General features: G+C 51.3%; 15 protein-coding genes. 7 read left to right on the top strand and 8 right to left on the bottom strand.

The window, feature by feature from the left end:
- Window positions 1-61: 61 nt before the first annotated feature.
- On the bottom strand, window positions 62-682 hold the full coding sequence (locus ACI2I2_RS06435) for a hypothetical protein (RefSeq protein WP_404657147.1): 621 nt from the start codon (window positions 680-682) through the stop codon (window positions 62-64).
- Window positions 683-699: 17 nt separating this feature from the next.
- Window positions 700-1,872: a tyrosine-type recombinase/integrase gene (locus ACI2I2_RS06430; protein ID WP_404657146.1), complete on the bottom strand. Its 1,173-nt coding sequence runs from the start codon at window positions 1,870-1,872 to the stop codon at window positions 700-702.
- A 103-nt stretch (window positions 1,873-1,975) separates the two neighbouring features.
- On the opposite strand from ACI2I2_RS06430, the gene tesA reads away from it, so the two are divergent.
- From tesA to ACI2I2_RS06415, 3 genes are all read left to right on the top strand, one after another.
- Window positions 1,976-2,662 (top strand): multifunctional acyl-CoA thioesterase I/protease I/lysophospholipase L1, encoded by a 687-nt coding sequence (gene tesA, locus ACI2I2_RS06425; RefSeq protein WP_404657145.1) that lies wholly within the window; start codon window positions 1,976-1,978, stop codon window positions 2,660-2,662.
- Between the two features lie 28 nt (window positions 2,663-2,690).
- The gene (locus ACI2I2_RS06420; protein WP_404657144.1) at window positions 2,691-3,461 is read left to right on the top strand and encodes an SDR family oxidoreductase; all 771 of its coding nucleotides are present in this window, start codon (window positions 2,691-2,693) and stop codon (window positions 3,459-3,461) included.
- A gap of 68 nt (window positions 3,462-3,529) precedes the next feature.
- The gene (locus ACI2I2_RS06415; RefSeq protein ID WP_404657143.1) at window positions 3,530-4,384 is read left to right on the top strand and encodes a co-chaperone YbbN; all 855 of its coding nucleotides are present in this window, start codon (window positions 3,530-3,532) and stop codon (window positions 4,382-4,384) included.
- A 72-nt stretch (window positions 4,385-4,456) separates the two neighbouring features.
- On the opposite strand, the gene fetB is transcribed toward ACI2I2_RS06415, so the two are convergent.
- Both fetB and fetA read right to left on the bottom strand, forming a co-directional pair.
- On the bottom strand, window positions 4,457-5,242 hold the full coding sequence (gene fetB / locus ACI2I2_RS06410) for an iron efflux ABC transporter permease subunit FetB (RefSeq protein WP_404657142.1): 786 nt from the start codon (window positions 5,240-5,242) through the stop codon (window positions 4,457-4,459).
- Entirely contained in the window at window positions 5,229-5,897 is a 669-nt protein-coding gene (gene fetA, locus ACI2I2_RS06405) for an iron efflux ABC transporter ATP-binding subunit FetA (protein ID WP_404657141.1), read from the bottom strand. The genes fetB and fetA overlap by 14 nt, the downstream gene beginning before the upstream one ends.
- Window positions 5,898-6,032: 135 nt before the next feature.
- On the opposite strand from fetA, the gene ACI2I2_RS06400 reads away from it, so the two are divergent.
- Both ACI2I2_RS06400 and ACI2I2_RS06395 read left to right on the top strand, forming a co-directional pair.
- Window positions 6,033-6,950 carry an SPFH domain-containing protein gene (locus ACI2I2_RS06400; protein ID WP_330983182.1) on the top strand — a complete coding sequence of 306 codons (918 nt, stop codon included), beginning with the start codon at window positions 6,033-6,035 and terminating at the stop codon, window positions 6,948-6,950.
- Entirely contained in the window at window positions 6,947-7,399 is a 453-nt protein-coding gene (locus ACI2I2_RS06395; protein ID WP_404657140.1) for an NfeD family protein, read from the top strand. The genes ACI2I2_RS06400 and ACI2I2_RS06395 overlap by 4 nt, the downstream gene beginning before the upstream one ends.
- Here ACI2I2_RS06395 and cueR read toward each other — a convergent pair whose 3' ends face one another.
- A complete protein-coding gene (gene cueR / locus ACI2I2_RS06390) occupies window positions 7,400-7,804 on the bottom strand; it encodes a Cu(I)-responsive transcriptional regulator (RefSeq protein WP_404657139.1) in 405 nt (134 codons plus the stop codon).
- Between the two features lie 585 nt (window positions 7,805-8,389).
- Between cueR and ACI2I2_RS06385 the strand changes: the two genes are divergently transcribed.
- Both ACI2I2_RS06385 and ACI2I2_RS06380 read left to right on the top strand, forming a co-directional pair.
- Window positions 8,390-9,373 (top strand): winged helix-turn-helix domain-containing protein, encoded by a 984-nt coding sequence (locus ACI2I2_RS06385; protein ID WP_404657138.1) that lies wholly within the window; start codon window positions 8,390-8,392, stop codon window positions 9,371-9,373.
- Window positions 9,351-9,806, top strand: coding sequence for a hypothetical protein (locus ACI2I2_RS06380; RefSeq protein ID WP_404657137.1), 456 nt, complete (start codon window positions 9,351-9,353; stop codon window positions 9,804-9,806). Before ACI2I2_RS06385 ends, ACI2I2_RS06380 begins: the two co-directional genes overlap by 23 nt.
- 15 nt (window positions 9,807-9,821) lie before the next feature.
- On the opposite strand, the gene ACI2I2_RS06375 is transcribed toward ACI2I2_RS06380, so the two are convergent.
- The 3 genes from ACI2I2_RS06375 to flgK are packed head-to-tail and all read right to left on the bottom strand — an operon-like array spanning window position 9,822 to window position 13,157.
- Window positions 9,822-10,844 carry a hypothetical protein gene (locus ACI2I2_RS06375; RefSeq protein ID WP_404657136.1) on the bottom strand — a complete coding sequence of 341 codons (1,023 nt, stop codon included), beginning with the start codon at window positions 10,842-10,844 and terminating at the stop codon, window positions 9,822-9,824.
- A 2-nt stretch (window positions 10,845-10,846) separates the two neighbouring features.
- Window positions 10,847-11,764 carry a flagellar hook-associated protein FlgL gene (gene flgL, locus ACI2I2_RS06370; protein ID WP_404657135.1) on the bottom strand — a complete coding sequence of 306 codons (918 nt, stop codon included), beginning with the start codon at window positions 11,762-11,764 and terminating at the stop codon, window positions 10,847-10,849.
- A gap of 22 nt (window positions 11,765-11,786) precedes the next feature.
- Window positions 11,787-13,157 carry a flagellar hook-associated protein FlgK gene (gene flgK, locus ACI2I2_RS06365; protein WP_404657134.1) on the bottom strand — a complete coding sequence of 457 codons (1,371 nt, stop codon included), beginning with the start codon at window positions 13,155-13,157 and terminating at the stop codon, window positions 11,787-11,789.
- Between the last annotated feature and the right edge of the window lie 72 nt (window positions 13,158-13,229).

Raw genomic sequence — 13,229 nt, 5'->3', positions numbered from 1 at the left:
CAACTAGCTGTATTTTTGTAAATCTTTGAGCCTATACCTATCAACATGAAATAATTGATATTTATTTCTTTAGGATTCTTAAATCTTTAGTCCAACGCTCAATTTTGCGTTGATGAGGAAGTTTCCAACCTTCACGTATGAGACGTTCATAGAAGTCACGAACACTTTTCCCCGGATTGCGGATATATTCATCGCGAACATCTAATCGCAATTGCTCCTCCTCAGGATCAGTAACACGCTTATGCTTTGTTTTTCTCTGAGTAAATTCGAGGAGTGCCCAATAGCGTATAGCTTCACATCCCCTTTCAAAGGATAATTCCAAAGGCCAACCGTTCATGACTTTCTTAATTTCTGAGAAACTTGCAGACTCACTCTTAGAGTCATATTCCTGACCAAAAATATTCTTTAATAGCTCCAATTCGGCTTCACTCATTCCAGGTGTGGTTATTTTCTTATCACGATTAACCAATAAACCCAATGCATTTATATTAGCTTTATCTTGTTGAGAAATGAGACCTATCGCATCACTCAACATTTCACACAAATCCCAAATATCACACCCAGACTCATGAATCATAGCCGGAGTAATAATTGGATAACCTCCGCCATTTCTGTACTCCCCCACAAGGGAATCAAGTGTGATTTTTTTACCCTTATAATTATTATTGTCACGTGTAGTCATGCCATCACCTACAATAGTTATTGAGACTTCAATTCATCAATATAATCAGCATACCATTGAAGCATTTCACGTCTGCCATCAAGGTATTGAGCATGATTATATGTGCTACGAATAGTATTTTTGTCAGCATGTGCGAGCTGTAACTCTACCCATGCGCTGTCATAGCCCTTTTCATGTAAAGCTGTACTCATTGTATGCCTGAAACCATGTCCAGTAGTTTTACCACCATAGCCACAATCTGCAATGAGAGAACTCACTACGCCCGGAGCCATTGCACGGGTAAGATCTCGACGGTTAGGGAAAAGATGCCCATACCCACCATTCATTGATTTCAGCGTTTTCAGTAGTTCAATTGCTTGTCGTGATAAGGGAACGATATGCGGCCTGTTGGCTTTCATTCTTTCAGCAGGAATTCTCCACAAAGCAGCATCAATATCAATTTCCGACCATGCCCCTTCACGAGCTTCAGTCGGACGTAACCCTGTAAGCATCATTAGCTTGATTAAACTGATGGTTAACACACTCCCTCTTGAGTTTTCCAGCACATGCAGAAACCCCTTTAATTCCGCAACATCCAAAGAGGCAAAATGGCCTTTACGGAAACGTTGTAATGCCCCAGCCAGGTCGCGAGCAGGGTTATATTTTGCCTTTCCGGTAATAATTGCGTAAGCAAACACTTCGGAACAGCGCCCCCGCACGTTTTCTGCGACAGTTTTAGCGCCTTTTGCTTCAATTCTTTTTAGTAGTTCCAGCAATTCCATCGGCTCAATTTTCGCAATTGGGCGTTTTCCAATGACAGGGAAAACATGATTCTTGAACAATCGCTTAACACCAAGCGCGTAATTCGCCGCCCATGTTGCTGAACGGACACCTTGCCACTCAAGGCATACCGCTTCAAACGAGCTTGCACTATTGCTGGCTTTAGTTTCTTTCTGACGCTCGTCTACAGGACTGATACCCTGTGCAACTTTCGCTCTTGCGTCTGCGGCTTTTACGCGAGCCTGAGAAAGCGTGATCTCTGGGTAGCTACCGATGGAGAGTTTCTGTTTTTTGCCAAAAAGAGAGTATCGAAAGCGCCATAGCTTTGCCCCGTTGGGCTTGATGAGTATCGACAGGCCAGCCCCATCAGCGATAAGGTACTCTCTATCTTTTACAGGCGCGTTTTTGATCTGTGCGTTGGTTAATGACATTAGGTGTCCCTCAAAAATACAATCAAGCATAAGGGTACACCAAAGGGACACCTTTTGATGTTGAATCAATGCTATTTCAAATGAATTCATCGGAAATGAAAACATGAGCAAAGCCAGAAACAGCAAGCCATACAGAGAAATCACCATAGTTAACAGGACATACAAAACAACTATCAAGTATGTTTTCCGCTGGCATTTGCCTTTCCTGTTTCTGATTCTGTTAAGCTTTCGCGCCGCGGCTGCCGACACGCTGCTGATTCTGGGTGACAGCCTGAGTGCGGGCTATCGGATGGCGGCCACAGCCGCATGGCCTGCGCTGCTGAATGAAAAGTGGCAGCCGAAGACGGAGGTTGTCAACGCCAGTATTAGCGGTGACACCTCGCAGCAAGGGCTGTCACGCTTACCCGCCCTACTGAAACAACACCAGCCCAAATGGGTGCTGGTTGAACTGGGTGGCAATGACGGCCTGCGCGGGTTCCAGCCTCAGCAAACTGAAGCCACCCTGCGCACTATTCTCACTCAGGTCAAAGCCGCCAACGCCAAACCCCTGCTGATGCAAATTCGTCTGCCTGCAAACTATGGCCGTCGGTATAATGAAGCATTTAGTGCGATATATCCGAAGCTTGCCAGTGAGTTCGATGTTCCTCTGTTGCCGTTTTTTATGGAAGAGGTCTATCTGAAACCGCAGTGGATGCAGGATGATGGTATTCACCCCAATCGTGACGCCCAGCCGTTTATTGCCGACTGGATGGCGACACGTCTGGCTCCCCTAGTTAAACACGACTCCTGAGAGTCGCGAGTGGTCTTCAGGTAAAGTTATGCAAAAAACGGTCTTAATAACAGGATGTTCCAGCGGGATTGGGCTGGAAAGTGCGCTGGAACTGAAACGCCAGGGTTTTCGCGTGCTGGCCGCTTGCCGTAAGCCAGAAGACGTGGCGCGCATGGCAGAATTGGGGCTGGTCGGGATCGTTCTCGATCTGGATTCGCCTGAAAGCGTCGATCGTGCCGCCGGTGACATTATTGCCCTCACCGGGAACCGCTTGTTCGGCATTTTTAACAACGCCGGATACGGGCTGTATGGCCCATTAAGTACGCTGAGTCGTGCTCAGGTAGAGAAACAATTCTCCACTAACTTCTTTGGTGCACACCAGCTAACCATGCGCTTGCTGCCCGCCATGGAACCGCACGGCGAAGGCCGAATTGTGATGACATCGTCGGTGATGGGGCTGATTTCCACCCCAGGCCGTGGGGCTTATGCCGCCAGTAAATACGCGCTGGAAGCGTGGTCCGACGCACTGCGTATGGAACTGCGCTACAGCGGCATCAAAGTCAGCCTGATTGAACCTGGTCCCATTCGTACCCGCTTTACGGAAAACGTCAATCAATCTCAGGCCGATAAGCCAGTCGAAAATCCAGGAATTGCTGCACGTTTCACGCTGGGGCCGGAAGCCGTAGTGGACAAAGTGCGCCATGCTTTCACCAGCGACAGGCCAAAAATGCGCTATCCGGTGACGCTGGTTACCCATGCGGTGATGCTGCTCAAGCGCCTGTTACCCGGCCGGATGATGGACAAAATTTTACAGGGCTGAGTTGAAGCTGTGGCTAAAGCCCCCATGTAACAGAGATATCCTCTGAATTCGACTATAGAGAGTGCCTCATGACTGCACAGTACATCGTTAACATTACCGAAGCTAACCTGCACCAGACGCTGGAGCAGTCGACCAGCAGGCCGGTGTTGTTTTACTTCTGGTCTCCGCGTAGCCAGCATTGCGAACAGTTAACCCCGATGCTGGAAAGCCTGGCGGCACAGTACAACGGGCAGTTTATCCTCGCCAAACTGGACTGCGACGCCGAGCAAATGATCGCCTCACAGTTTGGTCTGCGCGCCATTCCAACCGTTTATCTGTTCCAGAACGGCCAGCCGGTTGACGGCTTCCAGGGCCCGCAGCCGGAAGAAGTGGTTCGTGCGCTGCTCGACAAAGTGCTGCCTCGTGAAGAAGAGGTAAAAGCTCAGCAGGCGATGGCCCTGATGCAGGAAGGTAAATACGACGAAGCGTTGCCGCTGCTGAAAGACGCCTGGCAGTTGTCCAGTCAGGACAGCCAGATTGGCCTGCTGCTGGCAGAAACTCAAATCGCGCTACACCGTTCTGAAGACGCCGAAGCGACACTGAAAACCGTGCCGTTGCAGGATCAGGATACCCGCTATCAAGGGCTGGTCGCGCAAATCGAGTTGCTGAAACAAGCCGCTGATACCCCAGAAATTCAGCAGTTACAGCAGCAAGTAGCCGCCAATCCAGAAGATGCTGCGCTGGCTTCCCAGCTCTCGCTGCAACTGCATCAAGTGGGGCGTAACGAAGAAGCGCTGGAATTGCTGTTTAGCCATTTGAAGAAAGATTTGGGCGCAGCAGACGGCCAGGCGCGCAAGATGATGCAGGAAATTCTTGCAGCCCTCGGCACCGGTGACGCTTTGGCCTCGAAGTACCGCCGTCAGCTTTATTCTCTGCTTTACTAACTCCTTTGCTGAATGCCCGGCGGCGTTTCGCTTGCACGGGCCTACGGTAACGTAAACAGGCCGGGTAAGGCATCAGCCGCCCGGCGTTTTCAACTGCTTCACCACCAACTGGTGGCGCGAGTTATAGAACTTCCGGTACGTCAGGTAGCAGGCAATGATGGTCGACAGGCTCGCGGTTGAGAGCAGCATAAACGTCACCATAATCTGGTATTTGATGGCCTTCACCGGGTCGATTCCGGCAAAAATCAGGCCTGACATCATGCCCGGCAAACTGACCAATCCCACCGTTTTGGCCGAATCCACCGTTGGGATCAGCGACGCGCGAATACTCTCGCGAATCAAACGTTCAGACGCCATTTTCGGCGTTGCGCCCAGGCTCAACTTCTCCTGAATTTGCTGCTGTTCACTGTTGAAGCGCTGCCCAAGGTTGTTGTAGCACAGCCCCACCGCAATCATCGCGTTGCCAGCGATCATCCCTGCAATCGGAATCACCTGCATTGGCGTGAAAGTAATCGCCCCAGAGAAAACCAATACCGCCAGCGTCAGCCCCGCCCCGGTGGTGATAGCGATAAACGACGACACAAACGCCTGACTGATGTATTTACTGCGTTTTTGCGCATTCCACGCCGCGTTGAAACAGATAAACAGCACCATCAACAACGTCAGCAAGGCGTTATTGACGTTAAAAATCGTTTTCAGCACGTAGCCGACAATCACCAACTGGATAACGGCCCGGCAGATACTCCAGATGATGTCTTTCTCCAGCGCCAGTTTTTCCCTATAGCTGACAATAATCGCCACCAGCACCAGCACCATCGATAACGCCAGCGATTCGTTAGAAATATTATGCTCGCCCATCTGCGTGCTCCTCCATTCCACCCGCCTGCGGTTTCAGGGTAATAACATCATCGGCGTGGCTTATTTCGTCTTTATCATGAGTGACCCACAACACGCCGATGTTCTTCTCCTTCACATAACGATGAATAATCTCATTCACGTTATGCTTATTACTCTCGTCGAGTGCGCTGGTAATTTCGTCGAGCAGTAACACTTTCGGTAAGAATTGCAGATTGCGAATCAGCGATATTCGCTGTTTTTCACCGCCAGACAGCGAATGAATGGATTTTTGCAGCGTGTCTTCTGGCAAATTAAAACGTACCAAATCCGCCAGCAAGTGTTCCGGTTCCGGACGTTTATCCCGTATTTGCCACGGAAAAATGAGGTTGTCATAAACTGTCTCACCAAACAGCGCAGGGGTTTGCGCGCAGTAAGAAACCTGCTGTCGATAGGCTTCAGGGGAGAGCTGCAGGATATCTTCGCCACAAAAATGAATGCTGCCGGACGTTGGGCTGAGCAGCGAGGCAATGATCTTAAGTAAGGTACTTTTCCCGCAGCCGGAAGGCCCTGTAATCAGCGTAAATTGTCCTTCGCACAACCGCAGATTGATATTATTCAGGAGGGAAGTTTCACCAGACATAAAACCCAGTTGGCTGACCTGCAATAATTCCTTCATTGTTTTCCCATTTATCACACTTATTCCCCATTATTGTACGCCTGCGCACTTCGCGCTGAGAAGGATAAAAGTTATACTTTCTGTTCTCGGGCTGACGAAGGCTGTTGGCTATCAGGCAAAAAACAGGAGGTTTTCATGCTCATCTTTATTCCCGTCTTAATCTTTGTCGCGCTGGTGATTGTTGGTGCAGGCGTCAAAATTGTGCCGCAGGGCTATCAATGGACAGTAGAACGCTTCGGCCGCTACACCAACACCCTGCAGCCAGGGCTGAGCCTGGTGGTGCCGTTTATGGACCGCATTGGTCGTAAGATCAACATGATGGAACAGGTCCTCGACATCCCTTCACAGGAAGTCATTTCCAAAGACAACGCCAACGTGGCGATTGATGCGGTGTGCTTTATTCAGGTTATCGATGCCCCGAAAGCGGCCTATGAAGTCAGCAATCTTGAGCTGGCAATCATCAACCTGACCATGACCAACATCCGTACCGTGCTCGGTTCTATGGAACTCGATGAAATGCTCTCACAGCGAGACAGCATCAACACTCGCCTGCTGCACATCGTGGATGAAGCCACCAATCCTTGGGGCATCAAAATCACCCGTATCGAAATCCGTGATGTTCGCCCGCCAGCCGAACTTATCGATGCGATGAATGCCCAGATGAAAGCCGAACGTACCAAGCGTGCTTATATCCTTGAAGCCGAGGGGATTCGTCAGGCTGAAATCGTCAAAGCAGAAGGGGAAAAACAGTCCAAAATCCTCAAAGCGGAAGGTGAGCGTCAGTCAGCGTTCCTGCAGGCGGAAGCCCGTGAACGTTCTGCGGAAGCAGAAGCTCGTGCAACACAGATGGTGTCCGAAGCGATCGCTGCCGGTGACATTCAGGCGGTGAACTACTTCGTGGCGCAGAAATACACCGATGCGCTGCAGCAGATTGGATCCTCCAGCAACAGTAAAGTGGTGATGATGCCGCTGGATGCCAGCAGCCTGATGGGCTCCATCGCCGGGATTGCCGAATTGATGAAAGACAGCGCCACTGAGCGGAAAAACAGATGATGGACACCCTTCTCACACACCCGCACATCTTCTGGCTAAGCCTCGGTGGTTTGCTGCTGGCGGCGGAGATGTTGGGCGGGAACGGGTATCTGCTGTGGAGCGGCGTGGCAGGTATCATCACCGGCTTGCTGGTGTGGCTTCTGCCGCTTGGCTGGGAGTGGCAAGGGGTAATTTTTGCCGTCCTGACACTGCTGGCCGCCTGGTTGTGGTGGCGCTGGCTGGCCAATCGCGTGAAGCAACAGCCCCGCGCCGACAGTCAGTTAAATCAACGTGGGCAGCAATTGGTGGGTAAAGTGTTTGCGCTTGAAGCCGCGCTAATTAACGGGAGAGGCCACATCAAAGTGGGTGACAGCTCCTGGCCCGTCTCTGCCGATGACGATTTGCCGGCAGGCACACGAGTGGAAATCATTGCCGTGGAAGGGATCACCTTAAAGGTGCGCCCTCACTGATCAGGCCTTACGATGACAGCAGCCGGAAAGATTATCGATAATCGGACAGTCGGCGCTGTCATCCCCTGGACAGGCATCAGCGAGCGTGAGTAATTGCTTACGCATTCCCTGAAGCTCTTCAATGTGGCGTTCAATATCCGCCACTTTTTGCAAGGTTCGCGCTTTCACATCTGCACTGTGGCGAGCAGGATCGTTGAACAAGTTCACCAGCTCACCGCACTCTTCCAGATTGAACCCCACCTGACGTGCCTGACGCAGTAGCGTCAGCTCATCCAGATGCTTCTGCGAGTATGTGCGGTAGCCGTTATCGCTGCGCAAAGGCGGCGTTACCAGCCCTTTCTCTTCGTAGAAGCGAATCGCTTTGCTGGTCAATCCGGTTTTTTTCGCAACGTCGCTGATGTTCACGGGGCCTCCTGGGGCGAGCAAAGGTGCATGCCAGAGTGAAATTATACTCGCAGCCAGGCGTTCCGGGCCAGCGCCTATACCCTGCTTTACCGTTTCCACCTGAAGCCTGAAAACAACCTGAATATTTTTCCCTGAGACTGGCAGTTGTCGCCTACTCCTTTATTAGTATTAATGCTGATTATTTATTGCCATTTATAAACAATAATCTCGTCTTGAAAAAACAAAAAAGACACAATTTATCAACATTGAAAATATTCAATTTTAAATTTTAAAAAAGTGGAATTCAATATAAAACACGCCGAACAAAAAATGGATTAATCATTACAAAACAACCATATATACAAAATAGCCACCATCAAGCCGCCATTTAAAAACGTTAATTAATACTGCCATAATGTAATTTTAAACAGATTAATAGATTGAAATGTGATTAATATCTCGGTAGAAAACAGTTCACCGATGAAAACATCATCACCACGGCACAGCTATTGCATCACTCCCTCAAGAAAGGATTTCTCTCACGCTGGGTTATTACGACGGGTGCTTTTGTGCTTACTCTATTGGGCCATTGTTCATTTGATCATTATGCAAAAGTTTTTTTACTCGGTTAACAACTGGCTGGTGGACTCGCCGACGGGATCGCTCATTCACTTAGCCAACGGTGAAAAGAAGCGGCTGGGTGAGTATCAGATAAAGCTCCTCGAAGTGCTGCTGGAAAACGCGGGCCGTATTATGTCTCGTGAAGAGCTCACGGCGTTGGTCTGGGAACGCCGTGTTATCGGCAGCAACAGCCTGCCTAACGCCATTCATGCGCTGCGTGCGGCACTGGAAGATGATGGGAAGCAGCAGCGTATCATTAAAACGCTGCCCAAAAAGGGCTACATTCTCGAAGCTGAATACTGCACTCAGGTCGAAAAGGAAGAGTCTGAGGTTTCCGCCGCCAACCAGAATGCGGAGCTGACGGAAACCTTCGAGCACGAAGAGACAGAAGAGGGGATCGTAACGGAAGACGTCACGCTGGTGGATGAAAGCCAGCCGACGGATGTCTGTCTTCACTGTGCGGAAGTCCAGCACATGCCTGAAGTCACGGCACTTCCTGAGTCAACCGCCCGCGAGCCACGTAGCGCGTCTTTCCGCCTGCTGGTTGTTTTTGCAGCGATGGCCTTGAGCGTGCTGGTCGCCACCGGCGGAACCTGGCTGATGAAAGTAAATGCTTCCCAACTGACGCTGTCGTCTCGCCAGCAAAAAGTGTTCGATCACATCACGCTGTATGAAGTCAAAAACACCACCGACGACGATCTCGACCAAACGGATATGTATCTGTTCAGTCGGTTAAGAGACACCTATACCCAGTTAAATCAAGCGTTGAAAGCCCGTTCGGTAGACATGACGGTTTACTACCACTATGTGCAACAAACGCTGAACTATACCTTCGTCCTGAAAAGCCGCTGTGAGGACAAAGAGACCATCCTCTATTTCTATCACTGGCACAGTGATAACGCGGCCCTGAATCGCTCTATCTTTGACAATACCATGAGTACACTGAATGAAATGGCAACCTGTAAATAAGACACTCTGGCTCTTCATTCTGGCATTGGTCATCGGGCTGACAGGAACATTTGCATGGCACACGCTGCATTCGCCTCGCTTCCTGATGAACAAGCACCAGAAGGCGATGAAAATTGGTTTTGTCGATTTAATGTCGCATCAGGAGGAGATGTACAACGTGGATGTTCAGGTGCTTGATGACTGCATTCTGGCGACGTTCACCGACCCGAAAGACCCGGGCTTTCTCATCAAAGCCAATATGGTGGAAGTGAAAAAGTACGACGATCGCTACAACTATAAGTTCAGCCCGGTGATCACGTCATCAACCGTGAAGACATCAATGGCCTGGGAATATATTGAGATGCTGACCCACACCGATTTGTGGATGCAAGCGCAGGACGATAATCAGAGGACGTTAATGATCGGTAAGGAAGGCGTGGTTTTCCCACTCTAACCTTCCTTAAAGCCGCTAACTCAGCAGATTCTTCACCGTCGCCAGACGGACGTTCCCCTGGGCCGAGAGCGCCCGGGAGAAGCTCTCGTAGCTTTCGCCACTGTTCGCCAGAATATCGCCCAGCGCCTGCGAAGTCGTTTGTGCCTGAGCCGCTGACATCGGCGGGGCTAAATCATCAATACGGCTGGCAGCACGCCCCTGATGCTGATTCAGGCGGCTACGTTGCTTCACAATATTGTCCATCACTTGATTCAGCGTAGTGCTGCTGACCTGTTTGCGATCCTGGCTTACCTGTTGCAGCACATCTTCCTGCGAAGATTCCGCTTTCGGGGTCAGCATCGTGAACGCATCAGCCGGGAAATTCTGCCCTTCCCCGCGCACGCTCAGATACTGGCTCACCCGGCCCCAACGTTGTTCGTCCACGCTGAAACTGGTTTGTCCGTCTTTGCCTTGTTGAGCATGAATACCCAGCCGTCCTAGCCCCAGATTCATCTGGCGCAGTACCTGCCGAGGGTTGTCCTGCTTTGGCAAGGTCACCGCCGCCAGTTCTCGCTTATCGCCACCCAGGGAGAAAACCAGCGTTTCGCCTTGCGGGTTCTCCACCAGTTTATCCAGGCCAGACAGACTGAAATTCACCTTGCTGCTCTGCTGTAAGCGCAGCGCGAACTGTCTGTCGACCGTGCCGCCAGACAGTTCACTCCGTCCTTCGAGGTGTTGCTTCAACTCAGAAGAAACCTTACGGCTATCCGCCCCATTTGAAGAAGCATGGCGCAACTGCATCAGTTTCGATTCCGTTTGCGCCAGATAGCTGTCTGCCTGCTGCACCGCGGTCAATTGCTGATTTAACTGAACGTTATAGCGCAGAGGCTGACGAGAAATGATCGCCGCTTCCGGGAAAACGTTATTACGCGCGGAAGACGCGACATCGGCCACCGCAGAAGACTGGCGAATCGTTCCGGGCGCGCCTACCGGGCGCTGTCCAACCGCGGTTGAGGCGGTTGGGAGGGGGCTGGTTTTAGAAGAGACCTGGGTGACCATGATTACAAGTTATCGAACAATGAAAGTGAACTGACCATGCTGTAGGCCTTGTTGCTGATCTGCACCGAGTTGACGTACAGCTGCATGTTCATGCTGGTTTCAGCCCAGTCGGTATCAGAGAGATCGTGAACCACCTGATCGTTAGCAAGGCTGACATCGGTGTGTGCGTTGCCCAGCAGCGTGAGCTGATTCTGGCGGCCACCCAAATCCGTGAAGACCGAAGAAATCTTATCGCGCGAGTCAGACTCCAGTTTCAGTACCTGATCAATCTGCGGCTGATAGTCTTCAAAGTGCGCGGTGGGGTCCTGCATCTTATCGCTCAACTCCTTGAGCTGATTGAGCATCTCCAGATCGTTACCGCCGGAAGAAAAGACGGACGCCATATTGGTGTTTTCCTGAATCGTCACGCTGTTGGCAACGGTTGTTTCACGCGTGCCGTCGTTGCCCTGATAAACATACTTGCCGGTCGCATCGTCGAACACCACCGGTTTAGTATCGGTTTTGGTGCCCGAGAAAAGGTAGCTGCCGTTTTCATTCTGCGCGTTCATGCTGTCCACCAGCGAATCCAGCATCGACGACAGTTCTGCACCAAAGCCTGACATATCTTTTTCGCTGTAAGTACTGTTGTTGGCCGACAGCAGCTTGTCATTAATCGCCAGCAGGTTATCGCTCATCGCCTGAACGTGGGATTCCTGCACTGACAGCGTCCCGCTGACGCGGCTGATGTTTTGCTGATATTGCTCAATCGCCGATTGCTCGCGGTTAAGTTGCACCAGACGCGTGGCGGCTACTGGATCGTCCGACGGCACATTGACACGTTTTTGCGTCGACATCTGTTCCATCAACTTGCTCAGACGGTCGTTGTTGCTGTTCATCTGGGCCAGCATGGCCTGAGAATGGTAAAGGCTACTGATTCGCATAATGGTCTCTCCTCATCCCTGATTAAAACAGGCCCAGCAGGTCAGAAAAGACCTGATTGCCCGTGGCGATCACTTTCATGTTGGCCTGATAAGACTGCATATAGGTTTGCAGGTTTATCGCCTCTTCGTCCTGATTGACCGCGCTGACGTTATCGCGCTGAGTCTGAGACTGATCGCTGACGGCTTGCGCCGCTTCCAGCTCAGCTTTGGTCTGCTTACTGAAAATACCGATGTTGGACACAATCGCCGCCGCCCCTTCGTTCAGGCTCATGTTGCCCATCCCCGGAATGTCGACTTTGGCGTTTTTAATGTCGATAAGCTTCTGCAGGTTATCGCCATTGCCCGGTTCGCCTGCTGCGCTGGAAAGCGCAATGTCGTCAGGCTTCAAATCATTGACCTGCAAGATGCCGTTCGGGCTGCTCGGGTCGTAGGTAAACATCGGCTGGCCCGGGTTGCCGTTCAGGTCATAACCCTGCGCCAACTGATCGTTAAACTGGGTCGCGAAGGAATCAGCCATGCCACGAATACTGTCTCGCATGTCCTGCAACGTGCCCGTTTCATAGTCGTACAACGAGCCCATTTCGCCGCCCACAGACTGCGACAGCGGGAAGTCAGATTTCGAGAAACTCAGGTTCAGCGAAGGGTTGCCATCGGTGTCATAATCCGCCGACAGTGTGCCTGCCGTGCGGCCACTGACCAAAGGCTGGCCGCCTTTCAACGCCACGGTATAGTTGCTGTTGTCATCTTCGGTCACGTTGACGTCGATAATGCCGCTCAGCTCTTTCACCAGACCATCTCGCTGATCGCGAAGGGTATTGGTGTTAGCGCCTGACGCTTCCGCCGTGGTGATTTTTTGGTTGTAGTCTGCAATCTGTCCGGAAAGCGTGTTCACCTGCGTCACCAGCGCGCCACGCTGGGAATGGATCTGATCTTTCTGCGAGCTGATAAACCCATCCATATTGTTGAAACGGGTCGCCAGCGCATTGGCCTGATTCAGCAACTGCTGACGATTCGCTTCGCTTTCTGGCTGTGTGGTGAGCGAGCTTAACGCCGAGAAAAAGTCGTCAAACCCTGTCCCCAGGCTGCTGGAGTCTGTGCCGATCACTTTTTCCAGCGCGCTGGTGTACTGATCGGTCATGCCGTAATAGCTGGCTTTGGTGTTCGACTGCCAGACCTGATTCACCAGGTACTGGTCAGACACACGACGGATGCTGTCGACCTGCACGCCAGAGCCCGCAGACTTGCCCGCTTCGCCCATCGGCCCTACGGAACTTTGGGTCGAGCTTTGACGGGTGTAGCCCGGTGTCAGGGCATTGGCGACGTTCATCGACGTGACGCCAAGGCCAATCTGCGCCGCCTGAAGCCCGCTGTAGGCAATGTTAATAATGTTCATGGGGTGACTTACTCCTTGCTGCCATGCCCGGTTGGCACGACAGGGGTTTTCAACTCTTGTGGATGCTGAATA

It is taken from the genome of Scandinavium sp. NPDC088450 (assembly GCF_044900545.1).
Lineage (GTDB): Bacteria > Pseudomonadota > Gammaproteobacteria > Enterobacterales > Enterobacteriaceae > Scandinavium.
Note: the sequence above shows the minus strand (reverse complement) of the source record. Positions and strands in the feature narration are given on the sequence as shown.